We start from the raw sequence: 20849 nt of genomic DNA, 5'->3' as shown, positions 1-20849 counted from the left end.
TAAGCCGCAACCCCGATCCCCCAATCTGTGACGGTTCACACCGGAACGGTGAGGGTGGCGGTGTATCCCGCGTCCACGCTGCCCTTCATGGTCGCGAGCTGCCGGTCGTACCCGTCGCTGAAGATGCTGTCGCTCTCCAGGGAGAGGCTGCCGAGGTTGCTCACACTCGCCTCGTAGCCCTCGGTGGCGTACACCGTGTCGCAGACGTCCTTCGGGAAGGCCAGCTGCGAGGTGCTGGTGATGTCGGTCGCGGCGGTCGCGTCCGCGAGGCTGCCGTAGACCTCGAAGTGGATGTGCGGCCAGCGGCCCGTGTAGCAGCCCGGGAAGACACTGGTGAACGTGACCTGGCCCCTCTCGTCGGTCTCCTGCACACCCCGCAGATAGTTCTCGCCCGTGACCCCCTCCGTATAGAGGGAGTAGCGGCCCTCCCGGTCGCAGTGCCACAGATACACCGCGGCGCCCTTCCTCGGCGTACCGCAGCCGGAGTCCGCGTCGACGACGGTGAGGGTGACGGTCAACGGGACCCCCTCGGCCGTACCGCCCGCGGAATCGCCGAAGCTCCGCCGGAGGTCGCCGCGCACGACACCGCTCTCCTTGAGGACGTTCACCCCGTTCGAACCGTCACCCGGGTAGGGGCCGGCGGTCTCCTCGGGGATGGTGGCGCACGCGGAGTCGGTGGAACCGTCCTCGGCGGAGCAGCCGACCAGCGGCACCAGAGCCGCCCCCGCCATCAGCCGGATCATCCGGCGACGGGCGAGGACGGGGAGATCGTGGGAGAGCCCTCGGTCATGCTCATGGGCCTCATGGGCCTCATGGGCCTCATGGCCTTGGTGGTCGCGCATGTCGCAGACGCTATGAGCGCCGACCGCCCGAAGCCACGGCCGACCGCTGTCGAGTCCCTGTCGGTTTCCCAAGCACCCATAGCCGCCCACCGCCCCCGCCCCGCTCGGTACGCTTGCGCCCATGTACGGCTACGACCAGAGCGCGGGTACGCAGCAGCAGTACGCCACGCCACAGCAGCAGATGCCGGGCGGGTACGGCCAGCAGCCGCCGCTGTACCCCGAGCCGTCCCCGCCGTCCCTCGCGGACGCGGTGCGCGCCTTCACCACCGGACAGCTCGCCGCCGAGGACTTCCAGCAGGTCTTCGCCACGTCGAAGGTGTACTGCCCGCGCGGCGACAACCCCGGCTTCCTCGCCCTCCACAACACCCAGCAGCCGGTGATCCCGATGTTCACCTCGCTGAAGGAACTGCGCCGGTACGCGGGCAAGGAGTCCAAGTACTTCGTCATCACCGGCGCCGAGGTCATCGACCTCCTGCCGACCGGATACGGCTTCGTCCTCGACATGGAGGGCGAACACCGGATGGTGTTCGACGCGAAGGCGGTCGAGCAGATGGTCGAGTTCGCGATGCGAAGGATGTACGGCTGACCGGTGCCCGGCGGCCGGAAAATCCTCACCTGATTGTCACAGCCATGCCATAGAGTTCCCCCTTGGCAGCCGCGCCCCGCACGCCACGTCGCGTCCGGGTGCCGCGCGGCGCTCTCAGTCTCCCGGCGACCCCGGGATCTCTTGTGGGGGTTCACACCTGTGCGCATGCGCAGCACATCCACCGCGACGGCACTCGCGGTCCTCTTCAGCTCCGTCGCGCTGACGGCCGTGACGGCCGGGACGGCCTCGGCCGTCACCACCACGGTCGGCTCGCCCGGCGGCCTCGCCGTCAGCGACTCGCTCAAGCGGGTCTTCGTCGGCGACGGCGCCAACGGCCGGATCTTCGCCGCCGACTACAACGGCAACCAGGTCGACTCCGTGACCGGCGTCGAAGGCGTCTCCGAACTGGCGCTCTCCGACGACGGCAACACCCTGTACGCCGCCCTGCGCGGCACCCACGAGATCGTGGCGCTCGACCCCGCCACCCTGGACATCAAGACCCGCTACCCCGTCGCCACCGGCACGGGTCCCGCGCACATCGCGTTCGCCGGCGGCAAGGTCTGGTTCTCCTACGGCGACCAGTGGGACGGCGACCTGGGCTCCGTGGACCCCGCCGTGGACCCCGCGAGCGGCATCGACCCGGTGGCGCTCACCCAACTCCCGACCGAGGGCACCGGCTCCGGGCTGTGGGGCCAGGCCCTCCTCGACACCGACCCGCAGCGCCCCGGCCTGCTGGCCGTCGGCGAGACCGGTGACTCCTCCGGCACCCTCGCCGTCCTCGACGTCTCGGGCGCGACCCCCAAGGTCACCGCCTGGCACGACACCTCGTACGCCCTGACCAACGGCGTCTACGACGTCGACCTCGTCACGGGCGGCGACCAGGTCCTCGTCAACGGCACCGACCGGGATGCCTTCGCGAACGGCACCTTCACCAAGGCCGGCGCCTACCCCACCGGGCAGGGAGCGGACATCGGGCCCGGCGGCCTGATCGCCCAGACCTCCGGCACCCAGGTCGCGATCTACCGACCCGACACCACCCGGCCGGTCCGCACCTACACGCCGGGCACCGGACCCGTCAACGACGTGGCCTGGGCCCCGGACGCCTCACGCGTCTTCGCCCTGGTCAACTTCAGCAACGGCTACACGCTCAAGGCGCTGACCCAGCCCACGCTCAGCGTCCCGACCCTCACCGTCAACGCCCCCGCCACGGCCACCCGCGCCAAGCAGCTCACCGTCACCGGCAAGATCTCGGCGACCGTGCCGCTGCCGGCCGGCGCCAAGCTGTCGGTCACCCGCACCGACCTGGAGAGCCCGAACGGCAAGGCGCTGGCCTCCGTCACGGTCAAGTCCGACGGCACCTACTCCTTCACCAACACCCCGCCCGCAGGCGGCAAGGTGAAGTACACGGTGAAGTACGCGGGCGACACCGAGCACACCGCGGCGACCGCCTCCGACACCGTCGAGGTCTCCCGCGCCTCCACGTCCCTGAGCCTGAACAACAACGGCAAGCTCTACTCGTACGGCACCGACGTGAAGTTCACGGCGCACCTCGGTACGACCTACAAGGGCCGCTCGGTCTCGATCTACGCCGACCCCTTCGGCAGCGACAAGGGCAAGAAGCTGATCAAGGCCGGCACGGTCAACGCCGACGGCAACATCAGCGCCTGGGTCGACATGACCCGGGACACGGCCGTCACCGCGGTCTTCTCGGGCGACGCCCGCTACAAGCCGAAGACGGTCAAGTCCACGGCCTACGCCAAGGTCAAGATCTCCACCGCCGTCTCCAAGCACTACAAGACGGCGAAGATCGGCTCGACGTCGTACTACTGGTTCCACAAGAACACCGACCCGCTGCTCACCACGACGATGACCTACTACCCGGGCCGTGAGCAGCGCTTCGACCTCCAGGTCTACTACCAGGGCTCGTGGTACTCGACGGACTCGGAGTACTTCCCGCTCGGCTCGAACGGCAAGTCGGCGGTCTCCCTCGGGGCGCCCGGCGAGTCGGGCATCCGGGCGCGGATGCGGTCGGTGTACGTCAACAGCTCGTCCGGTGACACGGTGAACTCGACGACGTACGGATCCTGGAAGTACCTGTACTTCAGCAACTGACGCGGGGCGGACCCGTGCGGCGGAGCCCGGAGGGAATGCCCTCCGGGCTTCTGCCGTTAGGGGTGGCAGGAAGTTCAATGCTCAACTAAACTGGACGCACCAAGGAGGTACCGACATGCCTGCAGTGACCGTCGAGAACCCGCTGACACTGCCCCGCGTCGCCGCACCGGCAGACGCCGTGGCCCGTCCCGTACTCACCGTCACGACCGCACCGAGCGGCTTCGAGGGCGAGGGCTTCCCGGTGCGCCGTGCGTTCGCCGGGATCAATTACCGGCATCTGGATCCGTTCATCATGATGGATCAGATGGGGGAGGTGGACTACGGTGCCGGCGAACCGAAGGGGACCCCGTGGCACCCGCACCGGGGCTTCGAGACCGTCACTTACATCATCGACGGGATCTTCGACCACCAGGACAGCCAGGGCGGTGGCGGCACCATCACCAACGGCGACACCCAGTGGATGACCGCCGGCTCGGGCCTCCTCCACATCGAGGCGCCGCCGGAGTCGCTGGTCATGTCCGGAGGGCTGTTCCACGGTCTCCAGCTCTGGGTGAACCTCCCGGCCAAGGACAAGATGATGGCTCCGCGATACCAGGACATCCGCGGGGGCAACGTCCAGCTGCTGACCACGCCCGACGGTGGCGCGCTGCTCCGTGTCATCGCCGGTGAGCTGGACGGTCACCAGGGCCCCGGTATCACCCACACCCCGATCACGATGATCCATGCGACGCTCGCGCCGGGCGCGGAGATCACGCTGCCGTGGCGTGAGGACTTCAACGGCCTCGCGTACGTGCTGGCGGGGCGCGGCGCGGTGGGTGCCGAGCGGCGTCCGATCCACCTGGGTCAGACGGCGGTCTTCGGCACCGGCGGTTCCCTGACGGTCCGCGCGGACGAGAAGCAGGACTCCCACACCCCGGACCTCGAGGTCGTCATCCTCGGCGGACAGCCGATCCGTGAGCCCATGGCCCACTACGGCCCGTTCGTCATGAACACCCGTGAGGAACTCCAGCAGGCGTTCGACGACTTCCAGAAGGGCCGGCTGGGGACGATCCCCGCGGTGCATGGAATGTCGGAGGGTGGCCTGTAAGGCCCTCGGGGCACGGGTACGGTACGACGAGGCCCGAAGCCGCAAGTTTGGGTTGCGGCTTCGGGCCTGTTCTGCGTCTGCGCTACCGGCTTACGGCAGCACGTAGATGGGTGCCCCGTCCGCGGCGCACCCCGTCTGCCGCATGCAGCCGCGCTTGAGCAGGGTGCGGACGCTGTCGTGGACGCGCGCATGGGAGAGCCCGGTGCGCGTGGCGATCTCTTCCAGGCGGTAGCTGGCCTCGCCCCGGACGAGTGCGGGTGCCAGGTAGGCGGCCACCGCGTGGATGTCGTCGGTGAAGACGAGGTTCTTCGTCTTCCAGGCGGCGAGGAGTTGTTGGGGCGTCAGCTCCGGTTCGGGATGGCGGAGCCGGAGCGTGTGGGCGATGTCCTGAAGGGCCTCGGCGATCAGGTTCTGGCTGCGGGCGATGGCACTGTGGCTGCGGGCGATCGTGGTCTGAGTGTCGCTCATCTGCCGCATCAGCTCGGTCTGCTCCCGCTGGAAGGCCGCCATCACCTCGTCGGCCTGGATGTTCCTCACTTCGAGTCGCACGATGGCGTCGGCGACCTGCTTGGGCATGACGTAGGCGGTGGGGCCGACGGCGGGGGTTTGCGCGGGAGAGGGTTCCAGGGAGTAGGAACCCTCGCGTTGGATGGTGGCAATGACCTCGGAGACCCATGCCTTGAAGGGTTGAGCCTCCGGTTTCGTGCAGCCGTTGACCAACCGGATCAGGCCCTGGAGATCGATGACGTTCATGTCTCGTCGCCACTCTCGACCTGCGGGAACGCTGAGAGCGTAACTTCCAGTTACGTTCTCGAGCATGTCTCGGTGGTCGTCAGGGACATGGTCCGACAGTGTCTTTCGGGGGTTGGTGTATCCCAGCCTCTTGCACACGTCCATCGCCGGGAACCAATGCGTCCCATCCGGCATAGTCAGCCTCCGCACCCGCGCCCCCGTGGCCGCGAACACGAAGTCGTTGATGTCGATCGCGTCCTGCTGTCGTACCGCGTTGTTCTGCTCGTCCATCGAGCATCACCTCCGCCTCGGAAGCTAGACAGACAAAAAGGCAACGCGCGTACATAGCAAAGATGTTCATCCGAAAGGCTGAGAGAAGCGTCGATACTGCTGGTGTCGGGCTCTCGGTGCGGTTGGCCTGTAGTCCGCTGAAGGGATGCAGCTCCTCCCCCTCCCCGTTCGCCGTATCGCCGCCTGGTGTGCCGTGACGTTGCTCGTCGCCGGGGTCGGCTACGTCGGGATTCGGTTGTGTGCGGAGTTTCGGACCGCTGTCGTGCCCGTGTTGCTGGCGTTGCTCGGGACCGCGTTGCTCGGGCCGCTGCATCGGTGGCTCATCAAGGTGGGGGTGGGAAGGTCGCTGGCCGCCGGGCTTACCTGTGTGGCTGTTGTCGGGGTTGTGGGTGGGGCCGTGTACATCGTCGTCGCCGCGCTCATTGACACCGGGGATGAGATCGTCGCCTCGCTGAAGGACGCGGCTCAGGGGATCGCGGATCACTTCGGGGCTGCCGGGACCTCGTTGGACGATCTGGCGTCCAATGCCAAGGACCTGCTCGGGAAGTTCGGGGGGACCGCCGCTTCCGGGGTCATCAGTGGGGTGAGTGTGGTGGGGGAGGCGCTCGCCATGGCTGTTCTCGCGCTGTTTCTTGTTTTCTTCTTTCTGCGGGACTCCTATCGGGCCGTCGGGGCGTTGCGGGCGTTGGTGCCCTCCTCGGCCGGTGATCTCGTGGAGGCCATGGCGCGGCGGGCCTTCGAGGCGGTGGAGGGGTTCATGCGGGGGACCACGATCATCGCTCTCATCGACGCCACCTGTATCGGCGTCGGGTTGTTGATCCTGGATGTTCCGGGGGCCGTGGGGTTGGGGGCGCTCGTGTTCGTCGGGGCCTACATTCCCTATCTCGGTGCCTTCATCTCGGGGGCTGTCGCGGTGCTGGTCGCGCTGGCTGATCGTGGGTTCGCCATCGCGCTGTGGGCGCTGGGGGTCGTGCTTGCCGTGCAGGTGCTCGAAGGGCATGTGTTGCAGCCCGTGATTCAGAGTCGGACCGTGCAGATGCATCCGGCGGTGGTGATGGTCGCCATCACTGCGGGGGCGTCCGTCTCCGGGGTGCTCGGGATGCTGCTCGCCGTGCCGCTGACCGCCGCCGCGTTCGGGATCGCGCACGAGTTGCGGGAGCGTTATGAGGGAGCGGAGGACTCGTCCGTCGCCGACTCGTAGAGCTCGAACCAGATGCTCTTGCCCTCGCCCCGCGGGTCCACTCCCCAGGCGTCCGCGAGGAGTTCGATGAGCATCAGGCCGCGGCCGGAGGAGGCGAGTTCGCCGGGGCGGCGTTTGTGGGGGAGGTCGTCGCTGGTGTCGGTGACCTCGATGCGCAGACGGCGGGTGCCGGGGCCTTCGCCGTGGATCTCCGCGAGGAGCAGCGCGTCGGCGTCCGTGTGGACGAGGACGTTGGTCAGCATCTCGGACAGGAGCAGGACCGCGGAGTCGATCTGGTCCGGGGAGGGCCAGTCGTGGAGGAGGTCGCGCAGTTGTTCACGGGCCACGGCCACGCGCTCCGGTTCCGCCTGGGCCACCGAGAGCATCGTGCGGCGGACCTGGGGCACGGGGACGGTGTCGCCGCAGCCGCAGCCGTCTCCCTCGCGGTGCAGCAGCAGGACCGCTATGTCGTCCTCGCGGCGGTCGGCCAGCGGGCCCGGGGTGTGGTGGGAGGAGGGGCCGTGGACCGCCTGGACCAGGGCGTCGGCGAGTTCTTCGAGGTCGTCGCCCCGGTGGGCTTCGAGGATGGTGCGGACGCGCTGCCAGCCCGTGTCGAGGTCGTGTCCGCCGGTTTCCAGGAGGCCGTCGGTGCAGACCATCATCGTCTCGCCGGGTTCGAGGGTGAGCCGGGTGGTCGGGTAGTCGGCGTCCGGGTCGATGCCGAGGGGGAGGCCGCCGTCGGTGCGGCGGGCCATGACCGTGCCGTCGGCCATGCGGATCGCCGGGTCGGGGTGGCCGGCGCGGGCGATGTCGAGGGCGCCGGTCTTGGGGTCGACCTCGGCGTAGAGGCAGGTCGCGAAGCGCAGGTCGCCGGGGTCCTGGTCGTCGTCGTACGTCATGCCGTGCAGGAAGCGGGAGGCGCGGGAGAGGACCGCGTCGGGGCGGTGGCCCTCGGAGGCGTAGGCGCGCAGGGCGATGCGGAGCTGGCCCATCAGGCCGGCCGCGCGGACGTCGTGGCCCTGGACGTCGCCGATGACGAGGGCGAGGCGGCCGTTGGGGAGCGGGATCATGTCGTACCAGTCGCCGCCGACCTGGAGGCCGCCGCCGGTGGGGACGTAGCGGGCGGCGACGCTCATGCCGGGTATCTCGGGGCCCAGCTTGGGGAGCATGGAGCGTTGGAGGCCGTCGGTGAGCTCGCGGGCGGATTCCGCGGCCTCGGCTCGGGAGAGGGCCTGGGCGAGCATGCGGGCGACGGTGGTCAGGACCGAGCGTTCGTCGGGGGTGAAGGCCACCGGGTAGGCGAAGGCGGCCATCCAGGCGCCCATCGTGCGGCCGGCGACCGTGAGCGGCAGGAACGCCCAGGACTGGCGGCCGAAGTGGGCGGCGAGCGGCCAGGTGACGGGGTAGCGGTCCCGGTAGCGCTCGGGGGTGGAGAGGTAGACCGCTCGGCCGGTGCGGACCACTTCCGCCGCCGGGTAGTCCGTCGCCAGGGACATGTGGGAGAAGGGGCCCTCGTCGCCGGGCTGCTGGCCGTGGTGGCCGATGATCTTCAGACGGTCGCCCTCGACGCCGAAGACGGCCAGGCCGTCGGGGGAGAAGCCGGGCATGGACAGGCCGGCGGCGACGCGCAGGACCTCTTCCGTCGAGCGGGCCTCGGCCAGGGCGCGGCCGGCGTCCAGCAGGAACGCCTCGCGGGAGCGGCGCCAGTCGCCGGTGACGGCGGTGCTGCTGCGGGCGGCGGCGGTGGTCGGTGAGGGTTCGGTGACCTCCTGCATCGCGCCGATCAGGACGAAGGCGCGGCGCTCGGGGTCGTAGGACGGCTTGGAGCGGCTGCGGACGACGCGGACCACCCGGTTCTGCTCGTCCATGATCCGGATGCGGACCTCGGCGAGGGTGCCCTCGGCGACGGCGAGCTGGATGACGCCGGTGATCTCGTTCCAGTCCACGGGGTGCATCCGGGCGCGTGCCTGGACCTCGGTGAGGGTGGTCGCCTCGGCCCGCAGCCCGAGCAGCCGGGCGGCCTCGGCGTCCACGGTGACCAGGCCCGTCGCGGTGTCCCAGTGCCACAGGCCGGTAGCGAGGGCGGCGAGTACCTCCCCCACGGCGGGCAGGGGCTCACCAGTGCGCATTGCCCCACTGTAAGAAGAGGTGATCGCACCGTGCCACTGATGGCCCATGCATGCATACGCCGTAAAGGGTGGAGAGCCGATCTTGGGGTGGCCGGTACCCTTGGGAGGTCCGGGCACCATGGCCCGTTCCTGTCGGGGAGTGACCCTCGGCACACGCCCACACTGTAAGGACGATGAACGACGATGCATCGGTACAGGTCCCACACCTGCGGCGAGCTCCGCTCCTCTGACGTCGGCACCGACGTCCGGCTGAGTGGCTGGCTGCACAATCGGCGCGACCTGGGCGGCATCCTCTTCATCGATCTGCGCGATCACTACGGCATCACGCAGCTGGTCGCCCGCCCGGGCACGGACGCCTACGAGGCCCTGGACAAGGTCTCCAAGGAGTCGACGGTACGGATCGACGGCCGCGTTGTTTCACGTGGAACCGAGAACGTGAACCCGGATCTGCCGACCGGTGAGATCGAGGTCGAGGTGAGCGAGGTCGAGCTGCTCGGCGCCGCCGCCCCGCTGCCGTTCACGATCAACGCCGAGGACGGGGTCAACGAGGAGCGGCGTCTTGAGTACCGCTTCCTGGACCTGCGCCGCGAGCGGATGCACAAGAACATCATGCTGCGGTCGTCGGTGATCGCCTCGATCCGCTCCAAGATGGTGGCTCTCGGGTTCAACGAGATGGCCACGCCGATCCTGTCGGCGACCTCTCCCGAGGGTGCGCGCGACTTCGTCGTGCCGTCCCGGCTGAACCCGGGCAAGTTCTACGCCCTCCCCCAGGCGCCGCAGCAGTTCAAGCAGCTGCTGATGATCTCGGGCTTCGACCGCTACTTCCAGATCGCGCCCTGCTTCCGTGACGAGGACGCGCGTGCGGACCGTTCGCCGGGCGAGTTCTACCAGCTCGACGTCGAGATGAGCTTCGTCGAGCAGGAAGACGTCTTCCAGCCGATCGAGAAGCTCATGACCGAGATCTTCGAGGAGTTCGGCAACGGGCGTCATGTGACCTCGCCGTTCCCGCGGATCCCGTTCCGTGAGGCGATGCTGAAGTACGGCTCCGACAAGCCGGACCTGCGGGCCCAGCTGGAGCTCGTGGACATCACCGATGTCTTCGAGGGCTCGGAGTTCAAGGCCTTCGCCGGCAAGCACGTGCGTGCGCTGGCGGTGCCGGACGTGGCCGCTCAGCCGCGGAAGTTCTTCGACCAGCTCGGTGACTTCGCCGTCACGCTGGGCGCGAAGGGCCTGGCCTGGGTGCGGGTGGCCGAGGACGGTTCGCTGTCCGGGCCGATCGCCAAGTTCCTCACCGAGGAGAACGTCGGCGAGCTGACCAAGCGGCTGTCGCTGGCCGCCGGGCACGCGGTGTTCTTCGGCGCGGGCGAGTTCGACGAGGTCTCGAAGATCATGGGCGCGGTGCGGGTCGAGGCCGCCAAGCGTGCCGGGCACTTCGAGGAGAACGTCTTCCGGTTCTGCTGGATCGTCGACTTCCCGATGTACGAGAAGGACGAGGACACCGGCGCGATCGACTTCTCGCACAACCCGTTCTCGATGCCGCAGGGCGGCCTTGAGGCCCTGGAGACCCAGGACCCGCTGGACATCCTCGGCTGGCAGTACGACATCGTCTGCAACGGTGTGGAGCTGTCCTCCGGCGCGATCCGGAACCACGAGCCCGAGATCATGCTGAAGGCCTTCGAGATCGCGGGCTACGACCGCGACACCGTCGAGGACAAGTTCGCGGGCATGCTGCGCGCGTTCCGCTTCGGCGCCCCGCCGCACGGCGGCATCGCCCCCGGCGTCGACCGCATCGTGATGCTGCTGGCGGACGAGCCCAACATCCGCGAGACCATCGCCTTCCCGCTCAACGGCAACGCCCAGGACCTGATGATGGGCGCACCGACGGAGCTGGAGGAGGCGCGGCTGAAGGAGCTGCACCTCTCGGTGCGCAAGCCGCAGCCGAAGTAGGGCGCAGCCGAAGCAAGGCGCAGCCCAAGTAAGGCAGTTGGGGTAGGAGGGCTCGAAACCGGCGTCGGTTTCGAGCCCTTTCCCTTGCGCATCACGATTCACAGCTCATTCCGATGTTCTCTCAGGTTTCCCCGGTCCTAGCGTCCCGTGACATGACGGGACATCAGAACGCTGACGAAAAAGGGCAGTTGAGGCGCCGTACGGTCCTGGCGGCCGGTGGTGCCACGGTGACCGCGGTGGGGGTGGGCGGCGCCTTCGCCGTCAACGCGTCCGCGGGTGAGGAGCGGGTGGCGGCCGACGCCTGCTACAAGCTCACCTCGGAGACCACCGAGGGGCCGTACTACATCGACGCGGACAAGATCCGCCGGGACGTCACCGAGGACCGGGAGGGCATCCCGCTGCTCCTCGCCCTCAAGGTGATCGACAACGAGACCTGCCGGCCGGTCCGCGACGCGGCCGTGGACATCTGGCACTGCGACGCGGTGGGCGTGTACTCCGGGTACGAGGGGATGGGCAACGGGGGCGGCGGGGGTGGGCCGGCGCCGACCGACGCGCCGACCGGTACCCCGACCGACGTCCCCACCGGCCCTCCCCCGGGCGGTGGCGGCGGCCATCAGGAGCCGACCGACGACACCCGCTATCTGCGCGGCACCTGGCGCACCGACCGGCACGGGCACGTCACGTTCCGGACGGTGTTCCCGGGCTGGTACCGGGGCCGTACGGTGCACATCCATGTGAAGGTGCATGTCAACGGCGCGTGGACGGACGCCGGGTACGAGGGCGGCAACACCTGCCACACCGGCCAGTTCTTCTTCGACGAGGAGTCGGTGCTGGCGTCGGCGGCCGTGGAGCCGTACGCCTCCAACGCGGCGGAGCGGACCACGCTCGACGAGGACACCATCTACGACGGCAGCGGCACCCAGGGCGGCCTGCTCAGGCTGAAGTACCGCAAGGACGACATCGCCAGGGGCGTGCGCGGCTCGATCACGGTCGGGGTGGACCCCGAGGCGACCCACGACGGGCTCTGAGTTCCTGTGGGAGGGTCACAGCTCTCACCAGTGGCCCTCCCAGCTTTCTTACCTACGTTCGTCGCCCATGACGGGAAACCTGCAGAGCAACGAACCGAAGCACAAAAAGGATCTGACGCGCCGTAAGGTCGTCGTGGCGGGCGCGGGTGCCGCCGTGGCCGTGGGCGCGGGCGCGACCCTCGCCTCGGGCGCCTTCGCGGACGACGCGACGGACAGCACCGCCTCCGCGAGCAGCAGTTCCAGTGCGGAGGCCTGTTACAAGCTCACCTCGGAGACCACCGAGGGGCCGTACTACATCGACGCCGACAAGCTCCGCCGGGACATCACCGAGGACAAGGAGGGCATCCCGCTCGTCCTGGACCTCAAGGTGATCGACGCCGAGACCTGCAAGCCGATCGCGAACGCGGCCGTCGACATCTGGCACTGCGACGCGCTGGGCATCTACTCGGGGTACGAGAGCATGTCGACCGGAGGGGGAGGCACGGCCCCGACGGACGCACCGAGCGGCGCCCCCAGCGACGGTGCCACGCCCACCGGTGAGCCGCCGTCCGGGGCGCCCTCCGGCGGCACCGGTGGTTCCATCCACCAGGAGCCCACCGACGACGAGCGCTATCTGCGGGGCACCTGGAAGACGGACAAGCACGGCAAGGTCACCTTCAGGACCATCTTCCCGGGCTGGTACCAGGGCCGCTGTGTGCACATCCACACCAAGGTGCATGTCAACGGCGAGTGGACGGACGCAGGGTACGAGGGCGGCAACACCTGCCACACCGGCCAGTTCTTCTTCTCCGAGGAGTCCGTGCTCGCCTCCGCCGAGGTCGAGCCGTACTCCACCAGCACCACCACCCGCACCACGCTCACCGAGGACACCATCTACGACCAGAGCGGCACCACGGGCGGTCTCCTCAAACTGAAGTACAGCAAGAAGAACATCGCCAAGGGCGTCGTCGGATCGATCACGATGGGCGTCGACCCGGACGCGGAGAACGACAACACCACGATGTGACACCCCCAGCAGATGAAAGGGCGCCCGGGACAGTCGAGTCCCGGGCGCCCCTTTGCGCGCAAGCCCTTACAGGCCCAGCGCCAGGTACGTCGCGTCCAGCTCCGCCACCTCCAGGCCGGCCGCCTCGCGGACCAGGCGGATCGCGCGGTAGATCTGGTTGATGTGGGCGATGTCGTGGCCGACGACCTTCTTGATCATGACCTCCATGGTCTCGCCGCCCTGCTCACCGTGGTGGCCGGTGCGCTGCCAGTCCTCCGGGGTGAGGGCCGCGAGCAGGGCCACGTTGGAGGCGCGCAGGCCGGTCCAGGCGTCGAGCATCTGACGGAACGGGAGGCGGGGCAGCGGGGCCCACTTCTCCTCGTCGTAGCCGGGGTAGACCGGGGCGTCCTCGGTGGCGACCAGGCGCCAGCGAAAGCCGTAGACGATGTCGACGTCGAAGAGGTGCCCGACGGTGAACGCGGCCGGCCACTCCCCCTCCTCCGGGACCGTCTCGGCGAGCTCGGTCGGCAGGTCGGCGAAGAGCCGGGCGGCCCATACCGGGGTCTTGGCGAGGACGTCGAACGGGTCGCGCTCGGCGGCGACTTCGAGGAGTGCGGTGACGTAGGCGGCCGGTTCCTTGGTGGCGGAGGGGATGTCGATGCGGGGGACGTCGGTGCTGGCGATGGTCATTGAGGTCTCTCAGGTGTGAAGTGACGGAGGGCGGAAGTCAGTTGGAGGCGGCGGCCACGGGCTCCGGCGTCTCGGTCGCCGGTGCCTCGGTCTGCCGTACGCCGGGCTTGGCGCCGAGGACCAGGGCCGCGCCGAGGGCGGCGACGGCGGCGCAGACGATCCAGTGCAGCGGGGCGTTGATGCCGTAGAGCAGACCGCCGACGGCCGGGCCGAGGGTGCCGCCGAGGGTGTGGGCGAGGCCCTCGGCGCCCTGGTAGCGGCCACGGAGGTGGGCCGGGGAGAACTCGGCGGGGTAGGCGTTGGCGATCGGGGTGTAGATCGTCTCGGCGACGGTCCACACGACGACCGTCAGGGCCAGCAGCCACACGGCGCTCACGGCACCGGTCAGGCCCATGCCCGCGCCGAGCAGCAGCAGGCCGAGGGCGATGACGCGGCGCGGGTCGCGGCGCTCGGTGTGCTTGGTCAGGGGCAGCTCGATGACCACGCAGAGCAGGGCGTTGAGGCCGAGGAGGAGACCGTAGGCCGTGTTGGACAGGCCGGCGTCGGTGACGTGCAGCGGGAGGGTCGCGGTGGCCTGGCCGTAGACGAAGGTCGCGGCGACCATCGAGAGCAGGAACAGGACGTAGGGGCGGTCGGTGAAGACCTCGCGGTAGCCGCCCTTCCCGGTCGCCTCGGAGACGGTGACCGCCGCCTTCGGGGGGCGGCCGGCCGGCAGGAGCAGCAGGGCCAGGGTGCCGAAGGCGAAGGAGAACATGGCGTCGCCCGCGAACAGGTACGTGTACGAGGCCGCGCTGAGCAGACCGCCGACGAGCGGGCCGACCGCCATGCCGACGTTGACGGCGAGGCGCAGCACCGCGAAGGCCATCACCCGCTGCTCGCCCTCGACGACGTCGACGAGCAGGGCGCCGGCCGCCGGGCGGTAGAGCTGGGCGAAGACGCCGACCAGGCCGACCAGCGCGGTGGTGGTGACGAGGCCGTGGGTGAAGGGCACCGCGGCGGTGGCCGCCGCCGAGCCGAACATCGACACGGCGATGGCGCTGCGCCGGCCGAACTTGTCGGCGACCGTGCCGCCGATCATGTTGCCCACGAACGTGCCGAGTCCGACCACGGCCAGTGCGAGGCCCGCCTGGGCGGCGGAGAAGCCCTGGGCGACCAGGAAGAGCACGAGGAAGACGTTGAGGAAGTTCCCGAACTTGATCAGGAACATTCCCGCGAAGATCACCCAGGCGCTGCGGGGCAGTTGGCGCAGGCGTCGGTGCAGGGGGGCGGGGTCCGCCATGAGGGGCTCTCCTTGGGGGCCTTGGGGGGTCGGTCAGCAGGCGGACGCCAACTGCCTTGTTCAGGAGGGAAGGTCGGATGCGGTCTCGGCCGGCTGGGGGGCGCGGCGCGCCGCCACCAGCACGGAGGCGAGCACCCCGCACAGCGCCGCGATGACGACGGCGAAGAACGTGGTCAGCTGGTCGAGCGCGCCGGTCGCGTAGCCGTAGCTGTCGGTCTCCGCCACGAAATAGGTCTGGAGGGTGATCTTCAGCCCCGCGCCGACGAGCGTGAGCAGAAACGCCATGGTGCTGAGAACGATGAGGAATGCCCGGGTGCGGGGCTCGTACATTGGCCGCATGACCTCGATGTTCCCGGCCGGGTGGCGGCCGGGGAAGGGGATCGGGCGGGCACCAAAGTGCGTGGCACGAAAGTGCCAGCGACCCTTTTCCGAAGGCTCGCTGCGTCTTTTGTGCCGGGCATTCTTGTGCCACCCGGAAAGTATTTTCCCGCCGGAATTCATGGCACAGAGTTCTCGGCATGACCCAGCAATCAACGACCTCGCGGTCCACCGGTGACCACACGCTTCTCGTCGTGGGCGGCCGGATCCAGACGCTGCGCAAGGCGGCCGCCCTCGGTATCCGCTTCGTGCTGATCCAGCACCAGGACCACTTCGTGCCGGAGGCGGCCAAGCTCGCCGAGGCCGTGATCATCGCCGACTACACCGACTGGGAGACCACCCGCCCGCTGATCGAGGCCGCGCACGTCGCGTACGGCTTCACCCGGGTCGTGTCGATCACCGAGCCCGGTCTGGTGCCGGCCGCGCGGATCAGCGACCACCTGGGCCTGGGCGGCACCACCGAGCGCACCGCCGAACTCCTGCACGACAAGCGGGCGATGCGCGATCTGCTGGCCGCCTCGGAGGACACCCGGGACCTCTCGGTCGCCGCCGCCGAGGTCACGAGCGCGGAGGACCTCGTCGCCTTCGGTGCCGAGCACGGCTACCCGTTCGTGCTCAAGCCGGCCGACGCCACCGCCAGCCTCGGTGTCGAGCGCATCGACGGCCCCGAGCAGGCCGCCGCCGCGTGGGCGAACGTGGAGGCGCTGCGGGCCCGCACCGACCTTCAGTGGGGGAACTTCTTCCACATCGAGCGCTTCCTCGTCGAGCAGTACATCTCCGGCCCGGAGTTCAGCGTGGAGTCCTTCTCCTTCGCGGGTCGGCACGTGGTCCTCGCGATCACGGAGAAGCTGACCGGCGGCGAGAACGGGTTCATCGAGTTCGGGCACGCCCTGCCGGCCCGCCTCACCCCCGAGCAGGAGCGCAGCGTCGAGGACACGGTCGCCCGCTTCCTGGATGCCCTCGGCCTCACCGACGGCGCCGCCCACACGGAGCTGCGCCTCACCCCCACCGGCCCGAAGATCATCGAGAGCCACAACCGCATGGGCGGCGACCGCATCTTCGACCTGCTCAACGCCGCCTACGGCATCGACATCGAAGAGTGGATCGTGGCCTGGCAGTTCGAGCTGATCCCGGCCCTGGACGCCCGCCCGGTGCCGGAGCGCTCCGCCGCCACCCGCTTCCTGTCCGCCCGCCCCGGCACGGTCGTCGAGGTGCAGGGCGCCGAGGAGGCCAAGGAGCTGGCCGACGTCATCGACGTCGAGACCACCGTCAGGCCGGGCGACGTGCTGGGCGAGCTGCGCGGCAACTGGGACCGCGCGGGCCAGGTCCTCACCACCGGCCCGGACACCACGGCGGCGATCGCCACCGCCGAAGCTCTGCTGGAGCAAGTCACCGTAGTCACCGTCGAGTTGGAGCAGAAGGTCGCGGCATGAGCAACAGCGGCATGAACAACAAGATCCTGCTGATCATGCGGAACACCTACGCGTGGCACCGCGAGCACATCGAGACGCTGGAGCGGATGGGTCTGGAGATCCACCTGGCCACCGGCGTCAAGCAGGCCGCCGACGACGGCCGCTTCGCCTCCGTGGTGCCGATCCCGGAGGAGCTGGAGGGCGAGTCGATGGCCCGCTTCTGCGCCGAGGAGGCCGGCAAGCTGGGCATCGACACGGCGATCACCTTCTACGACAGCGACATCGCCGTCACCTCCCGCGCCAACCAGCTGCTCGGCCACTCCTGGCCGCGCCCCGAGGCGGACGCGATCTCCCGCGACAAGCAGCTCCAGCGCAATTTCCTCACCGAACACGGTCTGCCCGCACCGCAGTTCGCCGGCGTGACCGGCGTGGAGACGGGCCTCAAGGCCGCCGAGGACTTCTCCTTCCCCTTCATCGTCAAGCCCAGCGCGCTCGCCGCGAGCATCGGCGTGAGCCTGGTCCGTGACCGCGACGAGCTGGAGCGGGCGCTCACCGACGTGGCGCGGCTCGCCGAGGAGTGGGGCGGTTACTTCCCGAGCGACGGCCCCGAGATCGCCCTCATCGAGGAGTTCCTGCCGGGCAAGGAGGTCACCCTCGACGGTGTGGTCGTCGACGGCGCGTTCCACCTCGTCGGCGTCACCAACAAGATGCAGATGCCCGGCCCCTACTTCGAGGAGGACTTCTACACCCTGCCCTTCCGCACCCCGGAGGAGGAGCCGGAGCTGGTCGCGGTCGCCGAGGGCATCGTCGCCGGACTCGGGGTGAAGAACTGCCTGTTCAACGCCGAGTTCCGGCAGGACGCCCAGGGCCGTTACCGGGTCGTGGAGTTCGCCACCCGCATGAGCGGCGGCCAGAACTACCGCAACCTGCGCGAGGTGCACGGCATCGACGCGGTACGGCTCTACGCCAAGGCCGTGCTGGCCGGTGACGACGCCGAGAAGCGGGCCGCCGTGCTCGATGGCGAGGTCCGTCGAGCCGCCACCCCGCGCGCCGCAACCTGCATCAAGTTCGCCTACCGGACCGGCACGCTGGTCCGCAACAATCCCGGCGACGCCTACCACTCCCCCTACTTCCGCTCCTACATCCCCGCCTCCAAGCCCGGCGACCGGCTGCGCCGCGCCCCTGAGGGCTGGTACGAGATCGCCGGCTCGCTCGCCGTCGCCGCGCCCTACCGAGGCGTGGAGGACGTCGACCGGGTGGAGCGGATCGCCGCCGACCTGGACGAGCAGCTCGACGTCGTGATGGTGCCGCCCGTGGTCAGGGGCGCCGCGTGATCTTCCGTGCGGGCATCACCGAGCCCACCGCCATCGACCCCTACAAGGCCCAGGAGGGCGAGGGCATCCAGGTCTGCAAGGCGCTGTTCACCGGCCTGCTGGCCCTGGACGAGGCAGGGGAGCTGATCCCGGCCACGGCGACCGCGTGGGAGTCCGACCCGACGGCCATCACCTGGACGTTCCGGCTGCGCACCGACACCGTCTTCAGCGACGGCGAGCCGGTCACCGCGCACAGCTTCGTCCGCGGCTGGCGCCGGGCCCTGGACCCGCAGGCCAACACCGAGACCGCCTACCACCTGGCCGGCGTACGGGACTTCACGGCCGTGGACGACGCCACGCTGGTCGTCGAACTCGCCGAGCCCGACGTCCAGTTCGACCTCAAGACGCTCCAGCCGATCTTCTTCCCGGTGCCGTCCTGGACGCCGGCCGCGCTGGAGACGTCGTACAACGACCTCCCCGTCGGCAACGGCCCGTTCGTCATGGACGGACCCTGGCGGCACGGCGAGTCCATCCGGCTGCGGCGCAACGAGCGGTGGTTCGGTCCGGCGCCGGAGATCGAGGAGATCCACTTCGACATCCTCGACCCGGTCACCGCCCTGGACGACGAATACGCCCGGTTCGTCGACGGTACCTACGACTACGCCCGGATTCCCCCGGCGAAGACGCGGGAGGCGGCACAGCGGGACGGCTACCTGGAGCAGGAGGGCGCCGGGCTCTTCTACCTCATCCCGTTCTGCCACCAGGCGCCGATGGACTCGGTCGAGGCGCGGCGCGCTGTGTCGGCCGCCATCGACCGGCAGGGCCTCATCGACACCTACTTCCACGGCAGCCGTACGGCCGCGCACTCGCTGCTGTCGCCGTGGTTCGGCAAGGCGCACACCCCGCGCGGGGAGATGGGGGAGGAGGACTGGACGGCGTACGACCCGGAGAGGGCGCGGGAAGCAGCCGCGCGAGCGGGACTCGGTCCCGGTACTCGCGTCGACCTCGCCTACAACACCGGTGCCGGGCACGACGACTGGGTCATCGCCCTCGCCAAGGGGCTGGCGCAAGTCCACGGCTGGCAGGTCGAGTTGCTGCGCACCGACGCGCGCGGGCTGGTCGACCACCGTACGTCGGTGGTGGCGGCAGGTCTGTGCCGGGCCGGGTGGGCCTGTGACTACCCCACCCCCGACAACATGCTCTTCCCGCTGCTGCACTCCTCGTGCACCGCGCCCGACGCCGAGGGCACCGCCCACGGTGACAACGAGGGGCGGTACGTGGACGCCGAGTTCGACGCCCTGGTGGCCCGCGCCCGCGCCGCCACCGACCCCGCCGAACGCGTCGACGCCTGGCGGCGGGCCGACCGGATCGCGATCCGCGACCTCGCCCTCATCCCCCTCTGGTACCGCACCGACCAGCGCGTGTACGCGGCCGACCGCATCGGCGGCCTGCGCATCGACTTCGACGGCAACCCGACCTTCACGACCGTGATCGCAAGGAGCACCCAGCGATGAGCACCACTCCCGTGTACGACATCCTCGGCATCGGCTTCGGGCCCGCCAACCTCGCCCTCGCCATCGCCCTGGAGGAGCGGAACTCCCCGCTGACCGCACGCTTCCTGGAGGCCCGCCCGAGCCCGGAGTGGCAGCCGGGGATGCTCCTGGACGGCTCCGACATCCAGAACCACCCCAGCCGCGACCTGGTGACCCTGCGCAACCCGCGCTCCCGCTACAGCTTCCTCAACTACCTGCACGAGCAGGGCCGGCTGCTGCGCCACCTGAACCTCCCCTCGGAGTTCCCGCTGCGCAAGGAGTACGCCGGGTACATCCGCTGGGCCGCCGGCTTCTTCTCCCACCTCGTCGACTGCAACCAGCGGGCCGAGGGCCTCCAGGTCGTGGAGGAGAACGGGGAGCGGCTGTACGAGGTGACGACCATGTCGGGGCAGCGGTACCTCGGTCGCACGCTGGTCATGGGCCCCGGGCGGACGCCGTACATCCCGGCACCGTACGACTCGCTGCGCGGCGAGCGGGTGTTCCATCTGACCCAGTACCTGCCGAAGCTCGCCTCGCTGACGGCTTCCGGGCAGCCTTCGTCGGTTGCTGTCATCGGCGGCAGCCAGAGCGCCGTTGAGCTGGCGCTGGACCTCGGGCGGCGCTTCCCGCGGGCTCGGGTGACCACCTACACGCGGTCGCACTCGCTGCGGCAGAAGGACACCAGCCCGTTCAGCGAGGAGGGGTACTTCCCCGAGTTCACCGACTACTACTTCCGTGCCTCGCGGGACGGCAAGAAGGCCCTCGACGCGTTCATGCACCCGACGAACTACTCCTCCGCCGACATCGACGTGCTGCGTGAGCTGTACCTGGAGATCTACGAGCAGGAGCTCGACGGGGACCAGCGGCTGTTCGTGCGCGGCAACCTGGAGGCCGTGTCGGTGGCCGAGGCGGACGGGCGGGTCAACATCGACTTCCTGGAGCGCAACACCGGGGAGACGGTGACGGACTCGGTCGACTTCGCGGTGCTGGCCACCGGGTTCCGGAACATGGGGCCGGGGGCGCACGAGGAGTTGTGCCCGCCGCTGATGGCCGGGCTGGCCGGGCTGTTCGCCAAGGAGGCGGACGGGCGGCTTGAGGTGGGTGTCGATTACGCGCTCAAGGCTGTCGCCGACGGGACGCCGCCGCTGTTCCTCAACGGGCTGTGCGAGTCGAGCCATGGGATCGGTGACGCGGGGTCGTTCAGCTTGCTGTCGCTTCGGGCGGCGACGCTTACGGATTCGCTGAGTGCGGTGCTTTCGAGTAACGACCGGAGCGCCGTCTTGGCTGCGGCCTGAGTGCGGCTGCCAGTCCGTTGTGGCTGGTCGC

General features: G+C 69.5%; 17 protein-coding genes. 11 read left to right on the top strand and 6 right to left on the bottom strand.

Annotation, left to right across the window (positions count from 1 at the left end):
- Positions 1–35 precede the first annotated feature (35 nt).
- Positions 36–842, bottom strand: coding sequence for an intradiol ring-cleavage dioxygenase (locus tag OG885_RS22415; RefSeq protein WP_405734364.1), 807 nt, complete (start codon positions 840–842; stop codon positions 36–38).
- A gap of 121 nt (positions 843–963) precedes the next feature.
- Between OG885_RS22415 and OG885_RS22410 the strand changes: the two genes are divergently transcribed.
- The 3 genes from OG885_RS22410 to OG885_RS22400 all read left to right on the top strand — a co-directional run bounded on the left by OG885_RS22410 (position 964) and on the right by OG885_RS22400 (position 4627).
- A complete protein-coding gene (locus OG885_RS22410; protein WP_059194285.1) occupies positions 964–1428 on the top strand; it encodes an SseB family protein in 465 nt (154 codons plus the stop codon).
- A gap of 165 nt (positions 1429–1593) precedes the next feature.
- Positions 1594–3540, top strand: coding sequence for an Ig-like domain repeat protein (locus OG885_RS22405; RefSeq protein ID WP_405734362.1), 1947 nt, complete (start codon positions 1594–1596; stop codon positions 3538–3540).
- A 115-nt stretch (positions 3541–3655) separates the two neighbouring features.
- Positions 3656–4627, top strand: coding sequence for a pirin family protein (locus OG885_RS22400; RefSeq protein ID WP_405734360.1), 972 nt, complete (start codon positions 3656–3658; stop codon positions 4625–4627).
- A gap of 90 nt (positions 4628–4717) precedes the next feature.
- Here the strand turns inward: OG885_RS22400 and OG885_RS22395 are convergent, their stop codons facing one another.
- Positions 4718–5524 (bottom strand): Bro-N domain-containing protein, encoded by an 807-nt coding sequence (locus OG885_RS22395; protein ID WP_405742818.1) that lies wholly within the window; start codon positions 5522–5524, stop codon positions 4718–4720.
- Between the two features lie 271 nt (positions 5525–5795).
- On the opposite strand from OG885_RS22395, the gene OG885_RS22390 reads away from it, so the two are divergent.
- Positions 5796–6851, top strand: coding sequence for an AI-2E family transporter (locus OG885_RS22390; RefSeq protein ID WP_405734358.1), 1056 nt, complete (start codon positions 5796–5798; stop codon positions 6849–6851).
- Here OG885_RS22390 and OG885_RS22385 read toward each other — a convergent pair.
- Positions 6812–8959, bottom strand: a complete 2148-nt coding sequence (locus tag OG885_RS22385; protein ID WP_405734356.1) for a SpoIIE family protein phosphatase — start codon at positions 8957–8959, stop codon at positions 6812–6814. The genes OG885_RS22390 and OG885_RS22385 overlap by 40 nt on opposite strands.
- A gap of 183 nt (positions 8960–9142) precedes the next feature.
- Here OG885_RS22385 and aspS point away from each other — a divergent pair, with 183 nt between their 5' ends.
- The 3 genes from aspS (at position 9143) to OG885_RS22370 (ending at position 12940) form a co-directional block, all read left to right on the top strand.
- A complete protein-coding gene (gene aspS / locus OG885_RS22380) occupies positions 9143–10906 on the top strand; it encodes an aspartate--tRNA ligase (RefSeq protein ID WP_405734354.1) in 1764 nt (587 codons plus the stop codon).
- Positions 10907–11058: 152 nt separating this feature from the next.
- Positions 11059–11934, top strand: coding sequence for an intradiol ring-cleavage dioxygenase (locus OG885_RS22375; protein WP_405734352.1), 876 nt, complete (start codon positions 11059–11061; stop codon positions 11932–11934).
- Positions 11935–12001: 67 nt separating this feature from the next.
- On the top strand, positions 12002–12940 hold the full coding sequence (locus OG885_RS22370) for an intradiol ring-cleavage dioxygenase (RefSeq protein ID WP_405734350.1): 939 nt from the start codon (positions 12002–12004) through the stop codon (positions 12938–12940).
- 66 nt (positions 12941–13006) lie between these two features.
- Here OG885_RS22370 and OG885_RS22365 read toward each other — a convergent pair whose 3' ends face one another.
- Genes OG885_RS22365 through OG885_RS22355 form a run of 3 tightly spaced genes read right to left on the bottom strand, consistent with a single transcriptional unit; the run spans position 13007 to position 15173 of the window.
- The gene (locus OG885_RS22365) at positions 13007–13609 is read right to left on the bottom strand and encodes a DinB family protein (RefSeq protein WP_405734348.1); all 603 of its coding nucleotides are present in this window, start codon (positions 13607–13609) and stop codon (positions 13007–13009) included.
- 37 nt (positions 13610–13646) lie between these two features.
- Positions 13647–14888: an MDR family MFS transporter gene (locus tag OG885_RS22360; RefSeq protein WP_405734346.1), complete on the bottom strand. Its 1242-nt coding sequence runs from the start codon at positions 14886–14888 to the stop codon at positions 13647–13649.
- A gap of 60 nt (positions 14889–14948) precedes the next feature.
- Positions 14949–15173 (bottom strand): hypothetical protein, encoded by a 225-nt coding sequence (locus OG885_RS22355; protein WP_405734344.1) that lies wholly within the window; start codon positions 15171–15173, stop codon positions 14949–14951.
- A gap of 233 nt (positions 15174–15406) precedes the next feature.
- Between OG885_RS22355 and OG885_RS22350 the strand changes: the two genes are divergently transcribed.
- The 4 genes from OG885_RS22350 to OG885_RS22335 are packed head-to-tail and all read left to right on the top strand — an operon-like array spanning position 15407 to position 20818.
- Positions 15407–16699: an ATP-grasp domain-containing protein gene (locus OG885_RS22350; RefSeq protein ID WP_405734342.1), complete on the top strand. Its 1293-nt coding sequence runs from the start codon at positions 15407–15409 to the stop codon at positions 16697–16699.
- Positions 16696–18012, top strand: coding sequence for an acetyl-CoA carboxylase biotin carboxylase subunit family protein (locus tag OG885_RS22345; protein ID WP_405734340.1), 1317 nt, complete (start codon positions 16696–16698; stop codon positions 18010–18012). Before OG885_RS22350 ends, OG885_RS22345 begins: the two co-directional genes overlap by 4 nt.
- Positions 18009–19505, top strand: coding sequence for an ABC transporter substrate-binding protein (locus tag OG885_RS22340; RefSeq protein ID WP_405734338.1), 1497 nt, complete (start codon positions 18009–18011; stop codon positions 19503–19505). Before OG885_RS22345 ends, OG885_RS22340 begins: the two co-directional genes overlap by 4 nt.
- Positions 19502–20818, top strand: coding sequence for a lysine N(6)-hydroxylase/L-ornithine N(5)-oxygenase family protein (locus OG885_RS22335; protein WP_405734336.1), 1317 nt, complete (start codon positions 19502–19504; stop codon positions 20816–20818). Before OG885_RS22340 ends, OG885_RS22335 begins: the two co-directional genes overlap by 4 nt.
- Positions 20819–20849 lie beyond the last annotated feature (31 nt).

Source organism: Streptomyces sp. NBC_00028, from assembly GCF_045041065.1.
Taxonomy (GTDB): Bacteria; Actinomycetota; Actinomycetes; order Streptomycetales; family Streptomycetaceae; genus Streptomyces.
This window is presented reverse-complemented; position numbering and strand designations above follow the sequence as displayed.

Bases quoted from the DNA above. Each gene is read 5' to 3' on its own strand.
- OG885_RS22415 (WP_405734364.1), bottom strand. From the start codon at position 842: ATGCGCGACCACCAAGGCCATGAGGCCCATGAGGCCCATGAGGCCCAT.
- OG885_RS22410 (WP_059194285.1), top strand. From the start codon at position 964: ATGTACGGCTACGACCAGAGCGCGGGTACGCAGCAGCAGTACGCCACG.
- OG885_RS22405 (WP_405734362.1), top strand. From the start codon at position 1,594: ATGCGCAGCACATCCACCGCGACGGCACTCGCGGTCCTCTTCAGCTCC.
- OG885_RS22400 (WP_405734360.1), top strand. From the start codon at position 3,656: ATGCCTGCAGTGACCGTCGAGAACCCGCTGACACTGCCCCGCGTCGCC.
- OG885_RS22395 (WP_405742818.1), bottom strand. From the start codon at position 5,524: ATGGACGTGTGCAAGAGGCTGGGATACACCAACCCCCGAAAGACACTG.
- OG885_RS22390 (WP_405734358.1), top strand. From the start codon at position 5,796: ATGCAGCTCCTCCCCCTCCCCGTTCGCCGTATCGCCGCCTGGTGTGCC.
- OG885_RS22385 (WP_405734356.1), bottom strand. From the start codon at position 8,959: ATGCGCACTGGTGAGCCCCTGCCCGCCGTGGGGGAGGTACTCGCCGCC.
- aspS (WP_405734354.1), top strand. From the start codon at position 9,143: ATGCATCGGTACAGGTCCCACACCTGCGGCGAGCTCCGCTCCTCTGAC.
- OG885_RS22375 (WP_405734352.1), top strand. From the start codon at position 11,059: ATGACGGGACATCAGAACGCTGACGAAAAAGGGCAGTTGAGGCGCCGT.
- OG885_RS22370 (WP_405734350.1), top strand. From the start codon at position 12,002: ATGACGGGAAACCTGCAGAGCAACGAACCGAAGCACAAAAAGGATCTG.
- OG885_RS22365 (WP_405734348.1), bottom strand. From the start codon at position 13,609: ATGACCATCGCCAGCACCGACGTCCCCCGCATCGACATCCCCTCCGCC.
- OG885_RS22360 (WP_405734346.1), bottom strand. From the start codon at position 14,888: ATGGCGGACCCCGCCCCCCTGCACCGACGCCTGCGCCAACTGCCCCGC.
- OG885_RS22355 (WP_405734344.1), bottom strand. From the start codon at position 15,173: ATGGCGTTTCTGCTCACGCTCGTCGGCGCGGGGCTGAAGATCACCCTC.
- OG885_RS22350 (WP_405734342.1), top strand. From the start codon at position 15,407: ATGACCCAGCAATCAACGACCTCGCGGTCCACCGGTGACCACACGCTT.
- OG885_RS22345 (WP_405734340.1), top strand. From the start codon at position 16,696: ATGAGCAACAGCGGCATGAACAACAAGATCCTGCTGATCATGCGGAAC.
- OG885_RS22335 (WP_405734336.1), top strand. From the start codon at position 19,502: ATGAGCACCACTCCCGTGTACGACATCCTCGGCATCGGCTTCGGGCCC.